The organism is Pseudomonas sp. GW456-E7 (genome assembly GCF_059424105.1).
This window is the reverse complement of the sequence record NZ_JBWKZB010000014.1, coordinates 1-25,037: the sequence shown is the minus strand read 5'-3', so window position 1 is coordinate 25,037 and position 25,037 is coordinate 1. Positions and strand designations below refer to the sequence as shown.

Sequence of the window (25,037 nt, the reverse complement as noted above, 5' to 3'; positions counted from 1 at the left end):
GGTGCTGTTGCGGTGCACGCCCCTCAAGAGGTCGAGCGCAGGATCTGCGCCGTCGGCAGCCCGGCATGGATGCCGGGATGGCCAATGGCGGGGCGATCTGATCCCGCGACACAGCGTTGAACGACGGGACGAAATGGGCGTGCTGGCGGGTTGATTCAATCGATTCTACGGGTCTGAGCCACCGGCAGGAAATTGGCCGCGATGGCGTCGACTGTGCCGACATCGCGCCCAGGCTCCTACAGAGACTGATCAGCACGCTGAATGTGATCAGCCGCTTTCTCGCCGATCATGATTGCCAGTGCATTGGTGTTGCTGGAGCACAAGCTCGGCGCGATGGAGTTGTCGGCGATCCGCAGGCCATCGATCCCGTGTACACGCAGATCGTTGTTCACCACCGCCATGGCGTCCGTACCCATCTTGCAGGTGCCTACCGGATGCAGTGCAGCGTGGGCGTGTCGGCGCACGAATCGCCGATAGTCATCACCTGTGCGTAACGGTTCTGCGGGCACATGCTCGCGCTGAATGTGGCCGGCCAATGCGGCCTGGGACATGATGTGCCGACCAAACTCGGTGGCCTGGGCCATGCACTCCACATCGACTGGGTCGGTCAGGTAGTTGGGCTCGATGCGGGGCAAGTCCATGGGATCTGCGCTGTGCAGTTGCAGGAAACCGCTTGAACGGGGGCGGGTCTGACACACATTCAAGGTGCATCCGTTGCCACCAGGGACGGAACCTACACCGTCCTCGACCCCAGCCCCGGCCATGAAACAGTACTGGGCGTCCGCACGATTTTCGGCCAGGGAAGTACGCCAGAACGCGCCACCTTCGACCACGTTGGAGGTTACCGGGCCTTGCCGAAACAATGCGTACTGCAAGCCGGCGGCGATCTTCCAGTGAGGTTTTTTGTACTTGTCGTAGCTCAATGGGCGACGCAATTCATTGATCAGCGACACTTCGATGTGGTCCTGCAGATTCTGCCCGACCCCTGGCAGGTCATGGATTACCTTGACGCCTTTGTCGTGCAGGTGACTGGCCGGCCCGATACCCGACAGCATCAACAACTTTGGTGTGTTGATTGCCCCGGCACTGACAATCACTTCACGATCGGCCCTCAAGACATGGCGACGGTTTTTCTCAAGGTACTCAACGCCCGTGGCGCGACCGTTCTCGACCAGGATTCGCAAGACCCGGCAGTGGGTTCTCACCGTCAGATTGGGGCGCCGGCGCGCCGGCTTCAAATAGGCGACCGAGGTGCTCGATCGCAAGCCGTTGCGGGCATTGATTTGATACAACCCGCAACCGTCCTGCACACCGGAGTTGAAATCGGCATTGTAGGCCAACCCTGCCTGCTGGCAGGCCTGTAGCCAGAGTTTGGTCAAAGGATGGGTAAATCGTTGATCGCAGACACCGAGCGGGCCATCGGTGCCATGGGCGTCGTTGCTGAAGCGGTCATTGCTTTCGCATTTTTTGAAAAACGGTAGTACGTCCTTGTAGGCCCAACCCCGGGCACCGCCATCGGCCCAACTGTCGTAGTCGGCAGGTTGCCCGCGCAAGTACACCATGGCGTTGACTGAACTCCCACCGCCGAGCACCCGGGCTTGCACCATGGTCGGATTCGGCGCGCCGATATAACCGGCTGGGGGCTCCCAGGGGTAGCGTTCAACCAGATTTCCCTGGCTGGTTTTATAGAATCCCACCGGGAGATGGATAAACGGATGGGTGTCCCTCGGCCCTTCTTCCAGCAGCACGACTGACGCTTGGGTATCTTCGCTCAGGCGCGCGGCAATGACGCATCCGGCTGACCCACCCCCGACCACGATATATTGGACCATTATTGTTCACCGTGCAGGTCAAAAAAAACGCCGGATCAGGCTCTTGGTGAAGAGCTGATCCAGCGTTGAGGCTACTGTCAGACCCTGCGCGAAATGCCGCAGGGATCGTCGTTCAACCGAAAGCTGTTCAGGCAGGTATCACCACGAAACTGTCCGGTTTACAGGTCAGGGCGACATCCGCCCCGGGCGGCAGCGTGAGGCTGCCGGGGGTGGGCAACTGCTGGCATTTGAGGTCGAGGGTACCGCCGGCTACGGCGACACGGTAAATGACCCGGTTGCCGATAAACGACGTGTCTTTGACTTTCCCGGCAAAGGCCCCGTTGGCCAGCGGGTTGCCCAGTGCAGGCTCAAGGCCGATGGTTTCGGGACGGATCGAGACATTGACCGGTCCGGCACTCAGGCTGTTCTTGGCCGTGTGTGCGTAGCGTCCGAACGGTAGCTCGACATAACCACTGCTGGTATCACCCAGTCCATAGGTGCCGTTGACGATATTGGTGTCGCCGAAAAATTTCGCGGCGAACAACGTGCGCGGCGACCAGTACATCTCTTGTGGTCCACCGATCTGCTCGATGCCACCCTTGTTCAGCAGCACCACCCGGTCGGAGAGGATCATCGCTTCGTCCTGGTCATGGGTGACGTAAACGAAAGTGGTCGAGGTCTCTTCGTGGATCCGTTTGATCTCGTTGAGCATGTGGTGGCGAATCTTCAGGTCCAGTGCCGCCAGCGGCTCGTCGAGCAACAGCACGGCGGGGCGGTTGACCAGGGCTCGAGCCAGGGCGACGCGTTGTGCCTGGCCGCCACTGAGCTCGGAGATCCAGCGATTCTTGAAGTTTTCCAGTTGCACCAGCTCCAGTGCCTTGGTCACTTCGCGCTTGATTTCGTCCCGCGGTTTCTTTTTCAGGCGCAACCCGAAAGCCACGTTGTCGAAGACATCGAGATGCGGGAACAGGGCGTACTTCTGAAACACCATGTTGACGGGGCGATGTTCCGGCGCCAGCGCCGTGGAGTCCTTGCCGTCGATCACGACTTTGCCGGTGGTCGGCTCTTCGAAGCCCGCGATGATGCGCATCAGTGTGGTTTTGCCACAGCCACTGGGACCCAGCAAAGTCAGGATTTCGTTGCGCTTTACGGTCAGGTCGACTTTGCCCAGGGCAGTCAGATTGCCGTAGCTCTTGGATATTCCGGTCAGTTCGATACTGTTGGTCATGGCGATTACTCTGCAGTTTCTGCACGTTCAAGTTCGAGACGACGACGGCGCAGGGTCATGACCAGGCCGGCAATGACAATGATGGCAATGGTCACGACCAGCATGAACACCGAGGCGGCATTGATGGTTGGGCTGACGGCGCGGCGCATCATCGAAAGAATCATGAGTGGCAACGTGGTGTCGCTGCCGGTGACGAATACGGTGATCAGGAATTCGTCCAGGGAGAGGGCAATCGCCAGGATCGCCGCACCCGCAATCGTCGGGCCGATAATGGGCAGCGTCACCAGCCAGAACGCCTTGAGCGGTGACGCGCCCAAGTCACGTGCAGCTTCTTCGAACGAGAGATCGAAGTACTCAAGACGTGAACGTACGGACTCGACGAAGAATGGAAAGGTGAACAATGTATGGCCGATGATCACCGTCAGCAGTGATCGTGGCAGGCCAATCAGCGAGAAGAAAATCACCAGTGCAATTCCCAGGAATAAACCGGGCAAGGCGATGGGGGCGAAGTTCATGAAGGCAAAGACGGATTTGAACCGGCCCTTCATGCGCATCAGCGCCAGGGCCGAGAACGTTCCCAGCAAGGTGGTCAGAATGGCCGAGCCCGCGGCGACGATTGCGCTGTTGGTCAAAGCCGTCATGAAGTCCGAACTGCTGAACAGCGCCTCGTACCATTGGGTCGAGAAGCCCTCGAACGGGAATGACAGCGAGGCCGACGAATGAAAGCTGAACAGCGCGATGATCGCGATGGGCGCATAAAGAAACAGCATGTAGACGTAAGTGAAGAGCCTGATCATGGCGAGTTACCTTTTTTATGGGCGGTCATCAGTCGTGGTAACGCTTGCCGGGTGCCAGGTTTGCAGCCCGCAACACTCCCAGCAACAGCGCATAGACCAGCATGAAAACCAGCAGCAGCAAGTACGCCATCGCAGCCCCCAGTGGCCAGTTACCGACCGAGCGAAACTGATTGGCGATCACCAGGCCTGTGGTCATGGCGTCTCGGCCGCCCAGGAGCTGGGGCGTGACGTAGTCGCTGGCGGCAAGGACGAAGGTGAACATGAACGAGCTGACGATGCTCTTGTGCGCCATCGGCATGATCACCCGCCACAGGATAGTGGCGCCGCCGGCACCCAGATCCGCAGCAGCTTCCAGATAGTCCCTCTTGATATCGCGCAAGCCCGACACCAGTAGCAGCAGGGTGAAGGGCAGCATGATGTGCACCAGGGTCAACACCACTGCGAACTTGCTGAAGACCAGCCACTCCAGCGGCTGATCGATCAGCCCCATGTGCATCAGCGTGGAATTGATCACACCGTTGGTGCCCAGGATCGAGCGCCAGGCGTAAACCCGCACCAGGTAGCTGGAGAACCAGGAGACCAGGGCCAGGTACAGCACGGCATTGGAGCGCGTGCGGTAAACAATGTAGTAGGCGACCGGGGCGCTGATGACCGTCGACAGCACCGCGGTCCAGAAGCCATTCTGCAAGGCGATCCATAACGAGTCGTAGAACCCGGTGGCACTCAATGCCTTGGCGTAGTTGGCCAGGGTTGCCGCAGGTTCCATGCTGAAGGTCTTGGAGGTCCAGAAACTCGCGACCAGGAGCAGCAGCGACGGAATGAGGAAGAACACCACCAGGAAGAACAGCGGAGGCGACGCCAGCAAATACCCGCTGAGGGTTTTCTTGTCGATTTTCACGTGTTTGCCAGCCTTTGAATCCCTGTCATCGAGGAGGATTGGCTCGCTGTTGTTGACTACGTTCATGATTATTGTGCCTTTGCTTTTTGTTTCGATAACGAGCAGAGGAGTGAGTGCCCGCAAGCACCCGCTCTCTCGTACACACTCAAGCCGTTCTTTCACCTCACCGGATAGCCGAGGTGGTTAGAACGAGCCTTTGAAGTTCGCCCACTGATCGATCCATTCAGCATAGGTCACGTACTTGTCGGAGCTCAGGGGCGGCTGGCCGTAGAGCTTCGACTTCTCGAAAAAGCTGTCCAGGTTCGCGTAGTCGAAGGTGTTTCTCAGCTCTTCGGGGAGTAGCGGCACAGCCTTGCTGTTGACCACGCCAGAGAACATCGTGGTTGCCATTTTCGCCTGGGTATCGGCCTCGAGCGTCTTGTTGATGAATTCCAGCGCGAGCGGTACGTCCTTGGCGGTCTTGGGTATGAACAGGGCGTCACACCAGAGGGCAGCACCTTCCTTGGGCACTGATAGTTCTGTGACTACGCCGCGCTTCTTGGTCTCGCTTGGGGTGTTGGCCGACGCCGAAAATACCGCGTCGACTTCGCCCGACACCAACAGCGAAACCGCATCGCCCGAGGAGGCAGCAAAGACTCGGCATTGATCACGATACGGTTTGAGTTTTTCGAAGGCGTCGTCGAATTCGGCGCGGGTCAGGTTAGGGAACTTGTCCCCGTAACCGGCAATGATCGCGATGAGTGACCAGTTGGAAGTGCCGTCATCGACAAAGGTCAGCCGGCCCTTCAATTTCGGGTCGAGCAGGTCTTTGTACTCGGTGGGTTTCTTCACGTTCTTAGGGTTGTAGACGATGGTGTTCATGCCCCACAACAGCGGGATGCCCCATTGTTTGCCATCCCAGTACCAGCGGCTGCCTTTATAGAAAAGCGGGACGGTATTTTCGGCGGAGTAGTTGGGGATTTTCGAGGTATCGATCGCCTTGAGCAGGCCCATTTCCTGATAGATGGTCTCGTAGCCCAGTGCGTACATGGTCAGGTCGAGCTGGACGGGGTCGGAGCCGGCCAGCCGCGCGGTGATGTCGTCCTGGTTGCTGGCATAGCTGGAACGTACGGTAATGCCACGTTGTTTGCGCCATTCGGCCAGCTCCGCATCACCGGTTTCACCTTCCCACCCAAGAATCTCCAAATGGCCGGAGGACGCGGCAAATGCACTGGGTACGAACGAACTGATGTACAACCCCGCGGCAGATGCAGCAGCCCCCAGCATAAAGGTGCGCCGGTTCAGGCTGATCGAATCCAGCTTGATGCCAGTTGATCCATAACCCGTCTCTCTTTCTTTTTTCATTTTGAGTTCCTGCCTAGGGTGGTTGTTTGCTAACAATTGGCGACCTGCATTGGCGTGGGCGCGGCGGGTTTAGCCGGACACGTCCCTATGCATGCGGTCATGTAAATCGGCAGAGTTATGGCCAGCATTGTTTCCATGCAGCTGGGGAGGTTGTGGCGCTGTGCCGCCTGGTAAACAGAGCATTGCGCAGTTGGCCTCCACTGGTCCGATCGACTCTTCCTTGGCTGGTTGCGCGCCACTTCCCTCGGATATCAAGGTGAAGCCTTTACGTGGCGCGCCCAGCGCTTGATAGGCTCGGCTTGTTGTTTTCATGGATCGAGTATTGGCCTGGCGGGCAGGGCACTCAATTTCGCAGCCCCTTTAAAAGCGACGCACTCTGACGCATCAAAGTGACCTAATCGGCGCAGCAGGCTCCTGATAACGATAGTCCCGCCATAGCGGGGGATGGGCGGCATTCACCTGCGTCAATGTGCGTCTCTTTTGCGGGGGGTGCGAAATTGAGCGGTGTTTGTTCCAGGGGAATACTCCGATGAAGGTCTTGAGACGACGCAAGGTGCATCCGCCCTTGCGCCAGCGTCTATTCGATGGGAGTTTTTCTGTGAAGCTCACGGGTGGTCAGATTGTTGCGAAAGCGCTGAAAGCGAACGGTGTCGACTATGTTGCCGGCATGCCGGGTGATGGTTCGTGGGCCTTGGTGGAAGCATTGCTGAAGACTGGCTCCGACATCCCGTTCATTCATGTCATACAGGAGCAAAGTGCAGTCCATCTTGCCGACGGCTACTTTCGTGCCTGCGGTCGTCCGATGGCTGTTCTCCTGCCGGCTCCGTTGGGTCTTTCGAAAGCCTTGGGCGGGATCGCGGTTGCTTTGGTGGATCGCTCGGCCATGCTGGTGATCAGTGGGGGGAACCCCGATCGCGGCGATGACCGGCCTGAATTCGCCGCCACTGGCATCACAAAAGAGCATGTGCGGGTTTCGGCGATTGAACAATTGCCACAGACCCTGCGTCAGGCCTTCGACACGATGTTCAGTGGTCGCATCGGCCCTGTAAGCCTGGACATCCCGGCGGCTGTTCAGAGCGCCTCGGTTGACGCCAGTTTGTCACCTGCCACCTTGCGAGCGAACAGCGCCAGCGACATCCCGCCTCTGATGGTTCACCGACCTATGGCGGAGTTGAGATCGGGCCTGGAAGAGGATGCGATTCTGATGGTCGGGACGCAGAGTCTCCAGGAAATAGTCGGCGAGATGTTCCCGGATTATCAGCACCGAGGTCATTTTTGCACCGCTGGCGTCGGTGCGGTGGGTTGGGCAGTTCCGGCAGCCATTGGCGCGAAGCTCGCCATGCCGGCACGTCAAGTGGTGTGCGCCGTAAGTGACGGGGATTTTTTGCAGTCGATGCAGGAGATGGCGGTGTGCGTGATGCACAGTCTTCCCGTGGTGTTCCTGGTGTTCAACAACAGCGGGCCTGAGTCGTTGAGCGATGTGCAGGTTTCGCTTGCGGGGCAGCATCGGGCCGGGGAATTCAATTTGCCGGACGGCAAGCCTTACTCGCCTGACTTCGCGGGCATCGCCAGAAACTTTGGTCTTGAAGCGTGGAGAGTCGAGCATGCTTCGCAACTCAATCCCGCCTTCATCAAGGCGCTGAACAGCAAGGGGCCTTCGCTGGTGGAAATTATTACTGCGCGCAGTTCGCGTGAAACCTGATTAAACCTTCATGAGTGTAGTCACGCCATCCTGCGCCGCTGTCGACGCCCCGCCGATCATCGACGGGCACATCGAGGGGACCGCCTTTCAACCGTCTTAATCCTGACCGCCCCAGACGATAGTGGCGTTATCGCCCGTCATGTATTCGCGCACTTCCAGCGGTAATGACTGATCGCTGGGAAGCACAGCGGTTGCATTGCGCAGGTGGTGTTTACGGATCCTGCCTTTGTCCACCAGCCCCAAGGCCATTCGGGTAGAGAAGGGCTGGCGGAAGGAAGATGACGCCACCCCGGTGACCAATCCGTAGAGAAAGCGGATCGGTCGGCGATGCTGCGGCGTGAGAATCGAAAACGTCATTTCGTTACGTTGCTTGCCCTCGAAATCGACCATGAACAGGCGATCGCCCAGCAGCAGGCAGAAACCGTGATAAGTGAACGAGTAGCCGATCTTTCCGCTGCCATCGAGCAAGGGGAAGCGTTCTACGGTGACGTACTGGACCATTGAGTCGGCCCGGTACAGGCAGGTGACCGAACGCAGGATGCGGCCTTTATAGATGGACGAGTTGTGGTACCGGTAATAGACGCCCAGATAGTCTTCAAGCAGATCCGCCGACTGCTTCGCCAGGGGCAGGAAATGATTGAATTGCGCCGAGGCCCGCAAGTCTGTCGGTAGTTCGTTTTCGTAGCCCTCATAAAATTTCTTGAACTCGGCGGGCGGCCGGAAAAGGTCTTCGGCCTCCATCATGAAATACCGGCCGATCTTCTGCAGGATTTTCTGTGAGGGTACGTGCTGGCCCACCAGGTACTTGTTGAACTGCTGGCGATTGACATCAACTTTGCGGCACATGTCTGCAACCGAGCGGCAAGACTCGACCAGCGTACTCAGGTTCTTTTGCACGTTGGCTTGCAAGTCGCTGCGAACCTGTTGTCGCTCAGGATGCGAGGTGGCAGAACTTAACGACATGGGGGGTGAATCTCCTCGGCTGGGCATTTTTTATCTCGATGTAGGCCTGGGGTTAAGAGCAGAAGGTTATATAGGTTATAAATCAGTTATCGAAATAATCGGTCGTATAACTTCGTGCTAGCTTAAATACTTGAATTATCAGCGATTTAATCAAGCATGTTCCATGCCCGCTCAGGGTATTTAAGTTCAACCCGTCAATATCAGTCAATGCGTCAGATTGTAAGCGCTTAGCGGCGTGTCCCTGTACTGAGGGCGGGAAAAGCCACACCTCTGGGGGCCCAGGATGATGTGTCAGAACCACCATTGGGTACGCGCAAGCCCGATAAGTAACACTTCACCAGGCCCTCGGTAACAGGTATTGGCCGTCGGGTTTGAAAGGGCACTCCAGATGACAAACAAAACCCCGGCTTGCCTGTGCAATGGCGAGTGCTTCAGTCCGCGTCATGTATCGATAGTGTGCGAAATGGTGCAAAGAAAGTTCGCAATCGATACTTCACTCCGCGCATTCGCAAAGTCAGTGTCAATTATTGGAGTCTTTAAGCGATGGCAAGGTTAACCGGCGACATTCCAGGGCAAAGGCGATTTAAGGTAGGCATGGTTGGCGGCGGGCAGGGCGCTTACTTCGCCAGTTATCACCGGGCGGCCATGCGTCTTTGCAATCGCTTCGAGATCGTCGCCGGTGCCTTCTCCTCGGATGCCGACAAATGCCGGGAGGCGGGCGAGGCACTTGGACTCCAGCCGGAGCGGACTTACCTGTCATTCGAGGACATGGCCGCTGCCGAGTCACGTCGACCCGATCCCATAGAGGCGGTCGTCATCGTCACGCCCAACCACCTGCACTTTGAACCTTGCCGGTTGTTTTTGCGGGCGGGTATCCCGGTGATTTGCGACAAACCGTTGGTCAACAGCCCCCAGCAAGCCATTGAGTTGGCGAGTATTGCCGATCAGCACGATACGTTTTTCGCGCTGACCTATACCTATCAAGGCTATCCCATGGTCAGGGATGCCCGCAGCCGTATACAGGCCGGGGAGCTTGGCGACATTCGCTTCATGTATGTCGAGTACCTGCTGGAGTGGTTGGCGCCGGGTGTCTCGACGTTGAGCAAAAGCCTTGCCTGGCGCGGTGATCCAGAGAAGGCCGGCCCGACCGGTGTCGTGGGGGATATCGGCACACATGCCTTCAACATGCTTGAGTTTCTGTGCGGGCGTCGCTGCACAAGCCTGAATGCCAAGTTGACCACGGTCGTACCCGGCTGGGGACTGGACGATACCTGTGTGGTGCAGTTGGAGTATGAAGGCGGCGTGGACGGTTTGCTGTGGGCCAGTTTCGCGGCCCCCGGCCACCGTAATGGTCTGCGCTTCAAGATCATCGGCAGCAAGGCGTCGATCGAATGGTGCCAGGAGACTCCGGAAACACTTCGGTTTGCGCCAATTGACGGCGCAGAGCGAATCTACCGCCGAGGCCAGAGCGACAATGCCGCCCAGACGCTGAACTTCAGCAGTTTGCCCGCCGGCAATACCGAGGGTTACCTGGAAGCACTTGCCGTTCTCTACGCCGACTTCGCCGAGGCACTCGATGCCGGCGCAGGTTGGCGCACCGCGACCAGCATCCCGCTACCCGACATCCATGAAGGCGTACGCGGCGTCGGCCTGTCCTAGGCGTGCGTCGAGTCCAGCCGACGGCGCGCCTGGGTGCCTTTTCCACACAACTGACACCTGCACGCTTTTTAAAAACAAGCGCTCCGCTCAACACTACGGAACTGAGGAAAATCGATGTCTGGCGAACTCTATAGAGCTGCATATTCGGTACTGCTGCCCGCGTTCGGGGATTTGCACCTGGACGACAACGTCCATCGTTATCTGAGCCGAGGTGGCGTTTCCCTTTTGCTCGGGGAGACACGGGAGGAGTACGTGGGCAGAGCCATGAGCGAGGTGCGAAAGAGTGCGGAAACCCAGGCAGACTTCGTCAACATCGCGCGGCAAGCGGCGTCATTGGCTGGGGCGCCGGTACTGATTGCGGTGGACCAGGAACTCGGCGGCATCGAACGCCTTCATCAATTGGTTCCTGCCATTGCGTCGAGAGCGCAGCTCAAGGCGCTGAGTTCGCAGGATATCGAACAGCGATGCTTCGAGATGGCCCAGGCGGCACGAAGCCTGGGGGTTAACCTGTTTCTGGCACCGATTGTCGACGTGGTGACCGGCGCCAATCCATGGCTACTCAATCGACACCTGGGCGCCGACCCGGTCGAGGTCAGCCGGGTTTCCTGTGCCTTTATCCGCGGGGTTCAACGGGCCGGCGTGATTGCGACGGCCAAGCATTTTCCTGGCCATTACGTCACTGAAGAGGACCCGGCGATTGCCCAAGCCACGGTTCCCGGGCCACTGGAGTTGCTGCATGACAACCTTGAGGTCTTCAAGGAGGTCATTGCCACTGGTGTCAAAGCGGTGATGCCGGGCCCCGCGGTGTTTCCGGCGCTCGACCCGGAACATTCGGCCTCCACCTCGTCAACAGTCATCGGCATTTTGCGCGACACCCTTGGTTTCGAAGGCTTGATCATTTCCGATGACCTCGATGCGGTGTCCATCCTCCGGGGAAATTCCATCACGGACACAGCCGTTGCGTCACTGTCGGCAGGCGCGCATCTATTGCTGGTGTCGAGTGAATCCGGCCTTGATGCCATCGCCGAGGCGATTGTTGGGGCCGTCCATGAGGGTGTACTGGACCGCGGGGCGCTATTGGCAGCCGCGGTCAAGGTTCGGGCGTTGGCCAATGCAACAACCGACCAGAACGCTTCGAGCCAGGACAAGTCATGAGTGCAAATGAAAGCAAGGCATTGAGCGTGCTGTTTCCAGTGTTGCTTGATCTGGTCATCAGGCCTTGGCCAATCGGCTTTCAAACACTTGAGTGGTCGACAATCGGAACCTGACGCATTGACTGCGTCAGTTTGCGCCGGATTTTGCGTAGCTGCGAAATCTCTACCTGAATCCGATCGCTCTACAATGAATGACAACGGTAGGAGCGTCATATGCAAACCCAAAACAATATCCTGGCCCTGCATTCCACAGTTGCAAAGCACTCGACCCTGGCGATGGACATCGACATCGCAAAAACCGTGGGTTTCGATGCGCTGGAGATCAACAGCGCAAAACTGGAAGCCTGGCTGCAGGCCGGTTACACCGAAGCGGAACTGAAAAACCTGCTCAAGGACGTGCCTGTCACAGGCATTGGTTACCTGAGGGATATCGAGCGCCAGGGAGCCGAACGCGAAGACTTGCTGAAAGAGGCTGAGCGACTTTTTCAATTGGCCAACCTGGCAGGTGCAAAAGGTGTGCAGGTGCTCACCGGGCCAATCAATGTTCAGGCCGTGATCGATTTTCAGCATCATGGCAAGAGCACGTATTACTCCGGCTTGCTGGGTTTTGATGAAGCGACTCAGTATGACTTGACTGCCAAGAACCTCACCTTGCTGGCTGACCTGGCAAAGCAGTATGACGTGCTTCTTTATCTTGAAGCGCTGTCCTGGACCCCCTTGAACAGCCTGGACCATCAACTTCAGCTGATTGATCGCACCGAGCGCGATAACGTCAAGATGGTCATCGACTACTGGCATTGCTTTACCTCAGGCGTGAAACCGCAAGACATTGCCAGGATGAACAAAGACGTGATCTACGGCGTGCATGTTTGTGACTCGCTGCCGTTCGAAGGTGGCATTGCGAACGAAGCAATCCTCAGGGATGTGCCAACGGGAAGCGGGGTCTTGAACCTTGCCGAGTGGACTGCCGCAGTGAAGGCAACCGGGTACCAGGGCTGGTGGAGTTGTGAGTTGTTTTGCAAGAAGCAGCAACAACAGAACAGCTACGAAGTCGCCAAAGAGTTGAAGTCACTATTGACCCGGCTTGTGGGTCGATAAACAGCTTTCTTCAACAAGATCCAAAAAAACTTTTTCAAGTTTGATTTCGGCCTGCTCGTGATTGAGCAGGGGCAAGTCAACGCTTGCCAGTCTCTATTGGCTGCCACCGCTCCCGGCAGCCTTGTTCTCAATACTAAAAAGATCTGAGGTCGTAATGGTGGATTTTATCGTAATCGGAGGCGGATCGACAGGTTGCACCGTGGCTTCGAGGCTGAGCGAAGACGCAACAGCATCCGTCGTCCTTTTCGAAGAGGGGCCGCGCGATCGCAACCCCTATATCCATATTCCCGGTGCCTACTACAAGACTGCGCAAGGTCCGCTGCTCAAACGCTATGCATGGGAGCCTACCGAAGATCAACGCCGGACCGAGACGCCGACGATGGTCCAGGCCAGCGTGCTGGGCGGCGGAAGTTCGGTCAATGCGATGATCTACATCCGCGGTGTCCCGGCCGACTACGATGGTTGGGCGGAGCAGGGCGCCACCGGCTGGTCCTACAATGATGTACTCCCATACTTCAAAAAGGCCGAAGACAACGAGCGCTTCTGCAATGAAGCCCACGGCGTTGGTGGGCCGCTGGGCGTTTCCGATCCGATCAATGTCCATCCATTGACCAAAGTATGGCTTCGCGCTTGCCAGCAGCACGGATTGCCGTACAACGAAGATTTCAATTCGGGCAAGCCTGAGGGGTGCGGGCTGTATCAAATCACCGCCAAAAACGGCTTTCGCAGCAGTGCCGCAGTGGCGTACCTGGCACCCGCCAAATCGCGCAAGAACCTGACGGTGAAGACGGGGTGTCGCGTCATCCGTATCTTGACGCAAGGCAGCAAAGCCATTGGTGTTGAATACATAGAAAAGGGCGTGCGCCATGTAATGCACGCCGACAAGGAAATCATTTTATCGTCCGGCGCCATCAACTCGCCGCGACTGTTGATGTTGTCCGGTATTGGTCCGGCCGCACAGTTGGATAAACATGGCATCAAAGTGATCAAAGACTTGCCCGGTGTCGGCCAGAACCTTCAGGACCATATTGAAGTGTCTCTGGTGTATGAACTGACGGGCCCGCATAGCTACGACAAGTACAAGAAGCCGCTTTGGAAAATGATGGCCGGTTTGCAATACGCGTTGTTCAGACAAGGTCCGGCGGCGTCAAACCTGATCGAAGGCGGGGCCTTCTGGTGGGGTGACAAGGCGGCAACCCATCCCGATATCCAGTACTTCATGGTGGTGGGTGCAGGCATCGAGGAGGGCGTTGACTCTGTTCCCGGTGGCAATGGATGCACGCTGAACCTGGGGCAGATACGTCCACGGTCCAGAGGCTATGTCGAGCTCTATTCAGCCGACCCGATGTCACCTCCGCGGATCGTGCCTAACTATTTCTCCGACCCTTACGATATTGAAAGCCTGGTGGATGGTTGCCTGGTGGGTGAGCAAATCATGTCCCAGGCCGCCTTCAAACCCTTCATTGCCAGGCGGCATGTACCGGACGTGGCGGTCCGGTCCCGGGAAGAGATGAAAAAATTCTGTCACGAACAAGCGCACGCCGCGCTGCACCCATCCGGCACTTGCCGCATGGGAGTGGATGAGCTTTCGGTAGTGGGCCCGGATCTCCGGGTGCATGGTATGGAAGGGTTGCGCGTTGCCGACGCATCGGTCATGCCAACGCTGATCTCGGGGAACCCTAACTCGGTGTGCATCATGATCGGCGAAAAGGCCGCGGACATGATCAAAAACGGGCACTAAGCTGGCACGCCGCAAAGCGTGGCAGTCATGGGGCAACCATTGCTTGCTGTGCTTTGCGGGGGCGGGTCTAGCTGCCGAGTAACCACAGCAAGAACGAAACGCCCATCGCGAAAAGCAGAAGCCCTCCGCAAATACCTGCCTGGCGTTCGAGGGGGGATGCCTGTGCAGCACGAGGGGGCTCCAGCCAATCAACAGGGCGTACGCGAACTCTGGTCAACTGGGCTGTTGCATAAAACAAGCTGTGCATGGCGTGTACCCCTTGGGTCGTTTTTGCTCAATCGAAGGTACAAATCCCCCCCGACCTCTACGAAGCGAAAAAACACAGCGTAAATATAGCGGTCTACGCATAAAACCTGCGCCTGACCGCGTGCGAATCACTAGAATGGCGCGACTCGGTAAAAACAAGAATATGTGGGTGTAAACGCCTTGAAAATTCAGCCTCTTCCGCCCCTCAACAGCTTGATTGCCTTTGAGGCTGCAGCCCGCCACTTGAGTTTTACGTTCGCTGCCAAAGAGCTGAATGTCACGCAGGGCGCGATCAGTCGTCAGGTTCGGTTGCTGGAGGATTATCTCGGCAAGACATTGTTCGAGAGGACAACCCGTACCATCAACCTCACGCCGACCGGTGCTCAATACCACGAGACGGTTCGCGACTGTCTGCAGAGTCTGGCTCGGTCCACGGGGGAAATCCGGCAATGGCGCGGGGATCAGCAGGTGACCGTTGCCACCAGCACGGCCATGGCATCGCTCTGGCTTTTACCCAAGGTTGCCGAGTTTCAACGCCAGCATGAAGAGATCGATCTACGGATCATTGCGATCGATCATGTGAAGGACTACGCCAAGCTCGATTGCGATCTGGCGATGTATTACTGCAGTGCCTCACCGAAAGGCCTGGACGTTACGCCGTTGTTCTCGGAAGAGATTTTCATGGTGTGCAGTCCGTCGTACCTGGCCAAGCATCCCCAGCTGTTTTCGATTGAAGGGCTGGCTTCCTGCACCTGGCTATGGCTTGAGGATTCCCAGCGGGACTGGATCGGCTGGCCGGAATGGTTCAAGCGCCTGGAGCGTGCTCCCGTTGCCCCGAAACACCGGATCAACATCAATAGCTACAGCATGCTGATCCAGTCGGCCATCAGCGGGCAGGGTGTGGCTCTGGCCTGGAACAATCTGGTCGACGAACCACTGAGCACAGGCGCGCTGGTTCGACCAAACGATCTGGTGCTGCAGACAAACGCCCAGTTTTGTTTGCTGGAACCACTCAGTACCCGTGGCCCACGACACAGTGTGAAGCTGTTTCGCGACTGGCTGATGGGACTCCCTTCCGTCCAGGGATAAGGCAAGGTCCTGAAAAAAACGCCGTCAGCTGTTGGCTGACGGCGTTTTTCATTCAGTAGCCGCCGTGGCCTGTCTCCACAGGCCACAGCGACTGGTTTCAGCTGGCTTTTCTGGCGGTCAGCAAGGATTCCCCGGAACCGTCCGGCAAGGGGCCGCCACGTTGCGAGAACGCTTCCCGGGCATGTTCGTGAATGGGCAGGCGAGCGGGAGGCAAGTGGGGCAGCTCGCTGAAGGTTTCCGCCCGCAAACTGCGAATCAGTGTGTAGCTCATGACCATCATCAGGATTGCAATGGGCAGACCTGCGGCGATACTCGCCATCTGAATGGCCTTGAGCCCTCCCGCCAGGAGCAGTCCCGCCGCGACACCACCTTCCAGCACACACCAGAGCAACCTGATCCAGTTAGGTGGATTGGTGCTTCCCATCGCGTTCAGCGTACAGAGGACCTGGGTTCCTGCATCGGCCGTGGTCACGAAGTGCACGGCGAGCAGCAGGCAAACGAAGATGGAGAGCGCGCCACCGATCACGGGGCCGTCCAGTTTTCCGAGCAGGGTAAACATGGCCGCCGTGGGTTCCTTCTTGGTCGCCAGCAGAATCGTGCCGCCTTCGAAGGTGGTCTGTTCCTGCACCTGCTCAGTGGCTGCGGCTGTTTTCTGGAATTGCTGGCGTTCGGTTTGCTCGCTCTTCAACGCGGCGCCACCGAAGACGGACATCCACAGGATGGTGACCAGGGTAGGCACCACCAAAGCACCGACGATGAGTTCGCGAATGGTCCGCCCCTTGGAAATCCGCGCGATGAACAACCCCACGAATGGCCCCCAGGTCATCCACCATGGCCAATAGAAGGCGGTCCACCAGTTTTGCCATTGGGTGTCTTTCTGCGTGTCCATCCACAGGCTCAAACCGACCAGGTTCTGGACATAGTCCCCGGTGGATTCGAACATCAGGTTAAGGATGTAACGGGTCGGCCCGATCACCAGGACAATCAGCATCAACAGGATCGACATGTACATGTTGAGTGTCGAAATCCGTTTCATTCCCTTGGACAGGCCTGCCAGGAGTGAGATGGAGGCGATGATCGTGACCACCAGGATGATCGAAAGCTGCAGGCCGATACTGACCGGCACGCCAAACACCTGGTGCAGGCCGGTGTTGATTTGCGCAACGCCCAGGCCGAGGGATTGGGACACGCCGAAGGCGGTAATCGCCACGCCCATGATATCCACGACATGCCCGATCCAGCCGTAGATCCGGTCGCCAATCAGTGGGTAGAGCAGGGACCGAAGCGCCAGGGGCAGACCCTTGCGATAGGCGAAGTACGCCAGGCTCAGGCCGATCAAGGTGAAGATCGCCCATGGATGCAGGCCCCAATGGAACAGGGTGATACGCATGGCCATGCTCGCGGCCTCATCCGTCAACCCCTTGGAGAACGGGTTGTCGGCGTAGTGCAGCATGGGTTCGGCGACCGACCAGAAAATCAGGCCGATGCCCATGCCCGCACTGAACAGCATGGCGATCCAGGAACCAAAACTGAATTCTGGCTGGTCGTCGTGGGCGCCCAGTTTCAGGGTGCCGAACCGGCTGACGGAAATGTACAGCAGCAGGCACAGCACAGCGCTCAGCAGTGCCAGGTAGTACCACTTGAAGTTGGTCAGGATGAAGGTCGACGCGGTTTCAAACGCTTTGGCCGCCTGCTCGTTCATGAACGCACAGAACAGCACAAACAGGACCACGGTTGTGATCGAAGCCAGGGTTACATTCGGGTTGAGACCTTTGAGAAGGCCCGATTCTGCACGCATTTTTTTCCCCTTTTATTATTGTTCAAGGGTTGAGGGTTTCGCCGGGTGAGGGGAAGGGCGGCCATTGGCAGATGCCAGCGGCCGGTCATCGACTCCTCAGGGTGATCTCGAGGCAGGCTCGGGATGTGGCAACAAAATGGTGGAGACAGGGGCCGCCGACAACTCATTTATCCTCATCAATATATGACTTCTGGTCATTAATGCCGAGGCGCGCAAAAACACTCAAAACCCCATCTTTTACTGAACCGTATCAGCAAAGCATGCCGAGCATATTGATGATCAATAGTCATTAATGCGTGCAACAAAAATCGTTTGTCGAGGCTTCCTCTTCTTGCCGAAACTCGCCGTCATGCAGCAGGCCAGACCTGCCGTGCATTTCCTTTCGTGCCAGCAAGAGAAAACAATAATGACTTCCACGACCGCGCCCCGCCTCATCCCGACACACGCCCTTGAGACTGTCCTGGCTCCGATCCACGAGGCCCATGGCCTGACCAATGAGTTTTATACCGAGCAACGTTATTTCGACCTGGAGCGCGATCACGTGCTCGGTCGCAACTGGGCGTGCGTCGGTTTCGCCAGCGACCTGCCGGGCAACAGCTACGTCAAGCCGGTGGACTTCATGGGACTGCCCCTGTTGCTGATGCGTAACCGCGAAGGCCTGGTCCAGGTGTTCCACAACGTGTGCAGTCACCGTGGCGTGAAGCTGGTGCAGCAGGCGGGTGAAGTGCAGGGCGTGATTCGCTGCCCCTACCACTCCTGGACCTACGATCTGAACGGTGGCCTCAAAGGCACGCCCCATGTGGGCGGCATCAATCAGCACAAGGACGAGCGCTTCGCCTGCGAGAAGCATGGCCTGAAAGCCTTGCGCAGTGCGATCTGGATGGACATGGTGTTCATCAACCTGTCGGCTGACGCGCCGGACCTGCAAGAGCAGCTCGCGCCGCTCACCGAGCGCTGGACCCAATTCCTCGGCACCGACGGCATGGACCTGATGCGCCGCGAGCCCAACAGTGGTGCGGTCAGCATCGAGGTCAACTGCAACTGGAAACTGGCGGTGGAAAACTACTGCGAGGCTTACCACTTGCCATGGGTACACCCGAGCCTGAACAGCTATTCGCGCCTGGAAGACCACTACAACATCATCTTCGATCAGTTCGCCGGCCAGGGCAGCCATGCCTATAACCTGTCCGACGTCGCCGGCACTCACTTGCCCATGTTCCCGTCCTGGCCGCGGGATCGCCTGCGCACCGCAGAATACGTAGCGTTCTTCCCCAATGTCTTGCTGGGCATTCAGGCCGACCATGCTTTCGCCATGATGCTGGAGCCGATTGCCCCCGGAAAAACCGTCGAACACCTGCGTCTTTTCTACGTCGGCGACGAGGCCCTCGATGACCGTTTCGAAGCGGCGCGTGACGCTGTCATGCAGTCCTGGCGCGTGGTGTTTGCCGAGGACATCGCTTCCGTCGAAGGCATGCAGAAGGGCCGTCACTCTCCCGGCTATGGCGGTGGTGCGTTCTCTCCGGAAATGGATTTGCCGACGCATTTCTTCCACCAGTGGGCGGCGCGTCAGCTGCTCGACTGCGCCGAGAGCGTGTGAGGAGATGAGCATGCATTCGATCCAACCGCACTGGCTGAACTTCATTGACGGCACCTGGACCGACAGTGAGCAGCACATTACCGTCAACAACCCCGGTACGGCGGAACCTGTCGCCACCATCGCCCAGGCTGGAGTGGCCGACGCAGAGCGCGCGCTGCAAGCGGCGCGACGCTGTGCCGACAGTGGTGAGCTGACCCGCGCGCGTCCTGCGCAACGGGTGACCTGGCTGCTGGAAATCGCCGCGCAAATTCGCGCGGTGACTGAAGAGGGCGCGTGGGTCCTGTGTCAGGAAAATGGAAAGAGCCTGCGCGATGCCCGTGACGAATTCGTCGAGGCGGCGCGTTACTTCGAGTATTACGCCGGCATGGCCGACAAGATCGAAGGCACATCCATTCCCCTGGGTAACGGCTATATGGACTTCACGGTCTACGACCCGATGGGCGTGTCGCTGCAGATCGTGCCGTGGAATTTTCCGGTGTCCATCTGCGCCCGTTCGCTGGCGCCGGCCCTGGCGGCCGGTAACGCGGTGGTGATCAAGTCGCCGGAGATTTCGCCGCTGGGGCTGTGTGTGCTGTTGCAGGCCATCGAACGTGCGGGCTTGCCACGGGGGGCGGTCAATCTGATCTGTGGCCGCGGCCGGGAAGTGGGGGCCTACATGGCCGGGCATCGTGAGGTCGACCAGATTGTCTTCACCGGCTCTGTCGCCACGGGGCAGAGCATCCTGCGGGCCGCCGCCGAGCACGCGACTCCCAGCGTCATGGAACTGGGTGGCAAGTCTGCTGCGCTGGTGTTCCCCGATGCTGATCGCGAGCAACTGCTGGCCAGCGTGCGCAACGGCATCTTCTTCAATGCCGGTCAGGTGTGCTCGGCGATGTCGCGCCTGCTGGTGCATCGTTCGCTGTATGAGGAGGTGGTCGCTGATGTGGTGGCGATGGCCGAGGGCCTGAGCATCGGCCTTGGCCAGGACAACCCGGACCTGACGCCGGTGATTTGCGCCAGTCAGCTTCAGGGGATCCAGGCCATCTGCCGGCGTGCCGAGGAGGAGGGGGCCGTGGTCGCCACCGGCGGTGAGGCGATCAGCGGGCTGCGGGGGCATTTCATGGCGCCGACGGTGTTCCGCGACGTCACCGCGCACATGGATATTGCCCAGACCGAAGTCTTCGGCCCGGTCCTGGCGGTCATTGCCTTCGATACCGAGGAGGAGGCCATTCGCATTGCCAATGGCACCGAATTCGGCCTGGTCGCCGGTGTGTTCACTCAAGACCTCAATCGCGCCCTGCGTTGTGCGCGGCGACTGTGTGCGGGTCAGGTGTTCATCAACGAGTGGTACGCCGGCGGCATCGAAACGCCGTTTGGCGGTGTAGGTCTCTCCGGTTTCGGTCGGGAGAAAGGCCAGGAAGCGCTCTACAGCTACGTCAGGACCAAGAACCTGGCCGTGCGCATCTCGGGCGAGTGAGGAGGCATCAGCATGAAAAAGTGGCTCTGCATTATCTGTGGCCTGATTTATGACGAAGCCCTGGGTTGGCCCGACGACGGCATCGCTGCCGGGACCCGCTGGGAAGATGTGCCGCAAGACTGGCTGTGCCCCGAGTGCAAGGTGGGCAAGTCCGATTTCGAGATGATCGAAATCAGCGAGCCGGTCAAGGTCGCGGCCGTTGCCCCGGTTGTTGTGAAGCAGGCCATGGCTGAGGTTTCACCGGCCCAGCCAGTGGTCATCATCGGCAGCGGACATGCCGGCTATGGCCTGGCCCAGGCGCTGCGCAAAGCCAACCCGCAACTCGATGTCCGGGTACTGACCCAGGACTGTGGGCATCTCTATTCCAAGCCGGCGCTGTCCATCGCGCTGGCCCAAGGTCGCAGCGCCGAGGCCCTGGCGACGGAAAGTCCGATGGCGCTGGAACAGCGATTGGGCATCCGGATTCATAGCCACTGCCGGGTCGAACGAATCGACGTTGTGGCGCGACGACTTCATACCAATCTGGGCGAGATGCAGTACGGCCAGCTGGTATTGGCCAGCGGGGCTTCGCCGCTGCGCCTGCCCATCGAGGGTTGTGCCGATGCGTTGCTGAGCGTCAACAACCTGCAGGATTACCGGGCGTTCCGTGAGCGCCTCGACGGTGTGCGCAGCGTTGCGGTGCTGGGGGACGGTTTGATTGGCTGTGAGTTCGCCAACGACCTGGCGAGCAGCGGCTATCAGGTTCGGGTCATCGGTCTGGGCAAATGGCCGATGGAGCGTCTGTTGCCGGAACCGGCGGGCCTGCAACTGCAACAGGCGTTGTCCGGTCTTGGCGTGCAATGGCATTTGCGCACGACCTTGCAACGTATCGAACAGGGCGCGAACGGCTATCGACTGGAACTGGCCGATGGTCAGCACTTCGATGCGGACCTGGTGGTGTCGGCAGTCGGCCTGCGGCCTAACGTGGAGCTGGCGCAAGCCGCGGGCCTTGAGTGCGGGCGAGGCATCAAGGTGGATGCGCACCTGCAGACTTCGCAAAGCGGCATCTATGCCTTGGGCGATTGTATCGAGGTGGATGGGCAGTTGCTGCCCTACCTTGCGCCGATCAATGAGGGCATACGCGCCCTGGCCAGGACCTTGTCCGGACAGCCAACGCCAGTGACCTATCCACTCGCGCCGGTGACGGTGAAGACACCGGCGGCACCTTTGTGTTTGCTCCCGCCACCCGTCGATTGTGCGGGGCAATGGCACTGCGACGCGACGGGGGACGGACTGAGCGCAGCCTTCCGTGACAACGATGGCGCCTTGCGCGGCTTCGTCCTGCTCGGGCGGCAAGCCCAACAAAAACGCAATGCCTGGCTGCAGAACTGCCAGGACACCCCACAGCATGTGGCTTGAGAATTGACCCATGAACAGTATCGTTAACCTGCCTCATGATGACCACAGTTGTGGCTGGTACGCCGCACTGCCCGAACCGCGTCCGGCCAAGCGCCTGACCGGTGAACAAAAGGCCGACTATGTGGTGATCGGCGCCGGCTTCGCCGGTCTCGCCGCCGCACGCCGGTTGGCCGAGCACATGCCACAGTCGCGCATTCTCCTGGTCGATGCCCAGCGAGTCGGTTATGGGGCATCGGGGCGTAACTCCGGGTTCGTCATCGATCTGCCGCACAAGTTTGCCCTGGAGCATCCTGACCCACAGCACAAGCAACGCCTGCTGGGGCTTAACCGCGCGGCCATCGATCAACTGCAAACCCTGGTCGGTCGCCACGCCATCGATTGTCAGTGGTCCCATGCCGGCAAGTACCAAGGGGCGGTGGGTGAGCGTGGTCTGGCCTACCTCGACCATTTCGAGAAACTGCTGGCCGACCTGGGCGAGCCTTATCGCCAGGTTGAACGCCAGGAACTGGCCGGTGTACTCGGGACCGGCTACTACAGCCGCGCCATCTTCACCCCCGGTTGCTACCTCATGCAGCCGGCGGCACTGGTGCGCGGCTTGGGCGCGTCACTGCCGCAGAACGTAGAAGTCCTCGAGGAGTCGCCCATCCAGCGCCTGGAGAAGGACGCCGGCGGGAACTGGATCCTGGACGGTAAAGAGGGTTTGATCCGCACGCCGAAGGTGCTGCTGGGTACCAGCATCTTCACCCAGGAATTCGGTTACTTGCGCAATCGGCTGTTGCCGGTGATGACATTTGCCAGTTGGACGCGCCCGCTCACCGACGCCGAGATGGCCTCTGTTGGCGTTCAGGCCGACTGGGGGCTGACGCCTGCCGACCACGCCGGCACCACGGTGAGGATGACCCAGGATCGTCGTCTCATCATCCGCAATACCTACAAGCACGTGCCACGCTACGGGCGCAGCATCAATGATTCGATCCGCCTCAAAGTCCGCGAGGATCATTGCGCGGCTTTTCACGCCCGTTATCCGCAACTTGCGCATGTTCCCTTCACACACACCTGGGGCGGGGTCTATGCGATTTCGCGCAACTTCACCAACTTCTTCGGCAAGCTCGACGACGGCGTTTTCGCGACGGCTTGTGACAACGGAGTAGGGGCTGCGTGGGGCACCATATCCGGGACATTGCTGGCGGATAAAGTGGTGGGTGCCGACTCTCAGCGTCTGGATGACATCCAGTCCGTGACGGGCATGCCTTCGCGCAATCCGCCGGAACCCTTCCTGGGGCTGGGCGTGCGCTCACGTATCCGCTGGGCGGCGTGGAACAGCAGGCGCGAACTATGACCCAGGCGCCTGCTGACAGAAAGCCGGTGATGCTGGTCGACCACCGGAACCTGGACTTTGTGCATCGCGGTGGCCCCCCAGGGGGCGCCAGCGTTGCCCGTGCCCTGAGCAATGACGTGTCGCCTCATCTGGGGATTGGCTTTGCGCGGTGGGAGGGCGCCGAGGTTGCCTGGACGCTGCTTTATGACGAGGTCATTTTCGTCATTGAAGGCTGTTTCGAACTGAGAGCGAACGGTGAACTGTACCGGGTTGCGCCAGGGCAATTGCTCTGGATTCCCGAAGGCACCGAGCTCGTCTATGGCGGACACGCACTGTTTGGCTATGTCGTGCATCCCGGTGACTGGAAGCAACGTCACGGCCTCGTCTGATCCGGAAAACTGAACATGTTTGCGCTCACCAAGGTTTTTGCAACGATTTACGCTGCAGCTCTGCTGATGCAGTTGGGGTCCAGCCTGCTGATGACGTATCTGGCCTTGCGCCTGGACGCCGCCGGTGTCGCAGAGTTCTGGGGCGGTGCACTCATGGCGGCCAATGCGCTGGGAATGGTGCTCGGGGGGCGGATCGGGTACTGGCTGATTGGCCGGATTTCGCATGTGCGGGCCTTCGTGGTCAGTGCGGGGGTGATTGTCACGGCGGTACTGAGCCACCAATTGAGCGACTCGCTGACGCTATGGTTGGCGCTGAGGTTTGTGGTCGGTGTAGCGATGATGTGCCAACTGATGGTTATCGAAAGCTGGCTCAACGACTGTGCGCCGGGTGACCGTCGTGGCGGCGCCATGTCGCTGTACATGGTGGCCAGCTACGTGGGGATGATGCTGGGACAACTGCTGCTGGGCCTGGGCAATGGTCTCGACACCCTGGTGTTGTCCGGTGTGGCCATCGCGTTTGCCATCGGCCTGGTGCCGATGGCCATGCACCGGGGCATGCAGCCCAGTCCGATCAGCCAGGACAGGGTCAGCTTCATGCGATATGTCCGTCGTCTACCGCAGTCGTTGGGCACTGTCCTGGCGTCGGGATTGCTCAATGGCTGCTTCTATGGATTGACCCCGATCTTCGCAGCGCAATCGGGATTCCCCCCCGCACAGGTTGGCCTGTTCATGGCCCTGAGCATTGCGGCCGGACTGTTTGCGCAATTGCCGCTGGGCAAGCTGTCGGACCGCTTTTCCCGCGTTGGCCTGATTCGCCTCACCGCCGTTTTGCTGTGCATCGCTTACCTGCCCTTGGCTTTTTTGCAGGCACCGGGACAGGGCTGGGTCATGCTGGCGGGCGCCGTCATAGGTTTCCTGCAGTTCTGCCTGTACCCATTGGGCGTTGTTCATGCCAATGACAATCTGGAGCCCCAACTGCGTGTATCGGTAGCTGGAGTGTTATTGGTGACGTTCGGTATCGGCGCAACCATCGGGCCATTGGTGGCAGGCGCATTGATGGAGCATTTGGGACGGCAAGCCCTTTATCTGTTTGCCATTGGCGTGGCGGCGCTGGTTGCTTGCCTGGTCAGTGACAGGCAACGCGTTCCAGTGGCTGTCGTGCAAGTACCGTGAGGGGGAGGTGAACGGCGATTGTTCATTGAGGATCTCCCAACCCTGCCGTTGGATAAACAGGCAAAGCCCGGCTGTACCGTAATACTGTTCAGTTAAGGATTCTGTAGGAGCGAGCTTGCTCGCGATGGACTCAAGAGCGCCGCGTTTAGTCAGTAAACACGCGGCATCGTTAACGACC

The 25,037-nt window shown here is 58.9% G+C and carries 19 protein-coding genes and 1 pseudogene; 13 read left to right on the top strand and 7 right to left on the bottom strand.

The features are described from left to right. Positions 1 to 236 precede the first annotated feature (236 nt). The 5 genes from AC07YV_RS11570 to AC07YV_RS11550 all read right to left on the bottom strand — a co-directional run bounded on the left by AC07YV_RS11570 (position 237) and on the right by AC07YV_RS11550 (position 6,078). Positions 237 to 1,832 (bottom strand): GMC family oxidoreductase, encoded by a 1,596-nt coding sequence (locus AC07YV_RS11570; protein WP_102699587.1) that lies wholly within the window; start codon positions 1,830 to 1,832, stop codon positions 237 to 239. A 127-nt stretch (positions 1,833 to 1,959) separates the two neighbouring features. Continuing rightward, on the bottom strand, positions 1,960 to 3,039 hold the full coding sequence (locus AC07YV_RS11565; RefSeq protein WP_007974792.1) for an ABC transporter ATP-binding protein: 1,080 nt from the start codon (positions 3,037 to 3,039) through the stop codon (positions 1,960 to 1,962). 5 nt (positions 3,040 to 3,044) lie between these two features. Next, positions 3,045 to 3,836: an ABC transporter permease gene (locus AC07YV_RS11560; protein WP_007974790.1), complete on the bottom strand. Its 792-nt coding sequence runs from the start codon at positions 3,834 to 3,836 to the stop codon at positions 3,045 to 3,047. A gap of 28 nt (positions 3,837 to 3,864) precedes the next feature. Beyond that, a complete protein-coding gene (locus tag AC07YV_RS11555; RefSeq protein WP_102699588.1) occupies positions 3,865 to 4,800 on the bottom strand; it encodes an ABC transporter permease in 936 nt (311 codons plus the stop codon). Between the two features lie 117 nt (positions 4,801 to 4,917). Beyond that, positions 4,918 to 6,078, bottom strand: coding sequence for an ABC transporter substrate-binding protein (locus tag AC07YV_RS11550; RefSeq protein WP_007974786.1), 1,161 nt, complete (start codon positions 6,076 to 6,078; stop codon positions 4,918 to 4,920). A gap of 529 nt (positions 6,079 to 6,607) precedes the next feature. Between AC07YV_RS11550 and AC07YV_RS11545 the strand changes: the two genes are divergently transcribed. Further along, positions 6,608 to 7,780 carry a thiamine pyrophosphate-dependent enzyme gene (locus AC07YV_RS11545; RefSeq protein ID WP_494990286.1) on the top strand — a complete coding sequence of 391 codons (1,173 nt, stop codon included), beginning with the start codon at positions 6,608 to 6,610 and terminating at the stop codon, positions 7,778 to 7,780. Between the two features lie 96 nt (positions 7,781 to 7,876). On the opposite strand, the gene AC07YV_RS11540 is transcribed toward AC07YV_RS11545, so the two are convergent. Further along, the gene (locus AC07YV_RS11540) at positions 7,877 to 8,743 is read right to left on the bottom strand and encodes a transcriptional regulator (RefSeq protein ID WP_102699590.1); all 867 of its coding nucleotides are present in this window, start codon (positions 8,741 to 8,743) and stop codon (positions 7,877 to 7,879) included. Positions 8,744 to 9,286: 543 nt separating this feature from the next. Here AC07YV_RS11540 and AC07YV_RS11535 point away from each other — a divergent pair. The 5 genes from AC07YV_RS11535 (at position 9,287) to AC07YV_RS11515 (ending at position 15,730) form a co-directional block, all read left to right on the top strand. Beyond that, a complete protein-coding gene (locus AC07YV_RS11535) occupies positions 9,287 to 10,402 on the top strand; it encodes a Gfo/Idh/MocA family protein (RefSeq protein ID WP_102699591.1) in 1,116 nt (371 codons plus the stop codon). Positions 10,403 to 10,516: 114 nt separating this feature from the next. Beyond that, a complete protein-coding gene (locus AC07YV_RS11530; protein ID WP_102699592.1) occupies positions 10,517 to 11,557 on the top strand; it encodes a glycoside hydrolase family 3 N-terminal domain-containing protein in 1,041 nt (346 codons plus the stop codon). A 275-nt stretch (positions 11,558 to 11,832) separates the two neighbouring features. Further along, complete coding sequence (locus AC07YV_RS11525) at positions 11,833 to 12,654, top strand: sugar phosphate isomerase/epimerase family protein (protein ID WP_256358922.1); 822 nt, start codon at positions 11,833 to 11,835, stop codon at positions 12,652 to 12,654. A gap of 154 nt (positions 12,655 to 12,808) precedes the next feature. Next, positions 12,809 to 14,395 (top strand): GMC family oxidoreductase, encoded by a 1,587-nt coding sequence (locus AC07YV_RS11520; RefSeq protein ID WP_007974772.1) that lies wholly within the window; start codon positions 12,809 to 12,811, stop codon positions 14,393 to 14,395. Positions 14,396 to 14,821: 426 nt separating this feature from the next. Continuing rightward, positions 14,822 to 15,730, top strand: a complete 909-nt coding sequence (locus AC07YV_RS11515; RefSeq protein WP_102699594.1) for a LysR substrate-binding domain-containing protein — start codon at positions 14,822 to 14,824, stop codon at positions 15,728 to 15,730. A 97-nt stretch (positions 15,731 to 15,827) separates the two neighbouring features. On the opposite strand, the gene AC07YV_RS11510 is transcribed toward AC07YV_RS11515, so the two are convergent. Beyond that, positions 15,828 to 17,528 (bottom strand): BCCT family transporter, encoded by a 1,701-nt coding sequence (locus AC07YV_RS11510; protein WP_102699595.1) that lies wholly within the window; start codon positions 17,526 to 17,528, stop codon positions 15,828 to 15,830. A gap of 406 nt (positions 17,529 to 17,934) precedes the next feature. Between AC07YV_RS11510 and AC07YV_RS11505 the strand changes: the two genes are divergently transcribed. The 7 genes and pseudogenes from AC07YV_RS11505 (at position 17,935) to AC07YV_RS11475 (ending at position 24,859) form a co-directional block, all read left to right on the top strand. Then, on the top strand, positions 17,935 to 19,125 hold the full coding sequence (locus AC07YV_RS11505; protein WP_102699596.1) for an aromatic ring-hydroxylating oxygenase subunit alpha: 1,191 nt from the start codon (positions 17,935 to 17,937) through the stop codon (positions 19,123 to 19,125). 10 nt (positions 19,126 to 19,135) lie between these two features. Continuing rightward, positions 19,136 to 20,581: an aldehyde dehydrogenase family protein gene (locus AC07YV_RS11500; RefSeq protein WP_102699597.1), complete on the top strand. Its 1,446-nt coding sequence runs from the start codon at positions 19,136 to 19,138 to the stop codon at positions 20,579 to 20,581. A 12-nt stretch (positions 20,582 to 20,593) separates the two neighbouring features. Continuing rightward, positions 20,594 to 20,755, top strand: a pseudogene (locus AC07YV_RS11495) (rubredoxin); the annotation flags it as partial. Then, the gene (locus AC07YV_RS11490; RefSeq protein ID WP_494990293.1) at positions 20,744 to 21,979 is read left to right on the top strand and encodes an FAD-dependent oxidoreductase; all 1,236 of its coding nucleotides are present in this window, start codon (positions 20,744 to 20,746) and stop codon (positions 21,977 to 21,979) included. The pseudogene AC07YV_RS11495 and the gene AC07YV_RS11490, both read left to right, overlap by 12 nt. Before the next feature lie 10 nt (positions 21,980 to 21,989). Then, positions 21,990 to 23,318 (top strand): NAD(P)/FAD-dependent oxidoreductase, encoded by a 1,329-nt coding sequence (locus tag AC07YV_RS11485; protein WP_102699599.1) that lies wholly within the window; start codon positions 21,990 to 21,992, stop codon positions 23,316 to 23,318. After that, positions 23,315 to 23,686 carry an ethanolamine utilization protein EutQ gene (locus tag AC07YV_RS11480; RefSeq protein WP_102699600.1) on the top strand — a complete coding sequence of 124 codons (372 nt, stop codon included), beginning with the start codon at positions 23,315 to 23,317 and terminating at the stop codon, positions 23,684 to 23,686. The genes AC07YV_RS11485 and AC07YV_RS11480 overlap by 4 nt, the downstream gene beginning before the upstream one ends. A gap of 15 nt (positions 23,687 to 23,701) precedes the next feature. Continuing rightward, positions 23,702 to 24,859, top strand: a complete 1,158-nt coding sequence (locus AC07YV_RS11475; RefSeq protein ID WP_102699601.1) for an MFS transporter — start codon at positions 23,702 to 23,704, stop codon at positions 24,857 to 24,859. Positions 24,860 to 25,037: the final 178 nt, after the last annotated feature.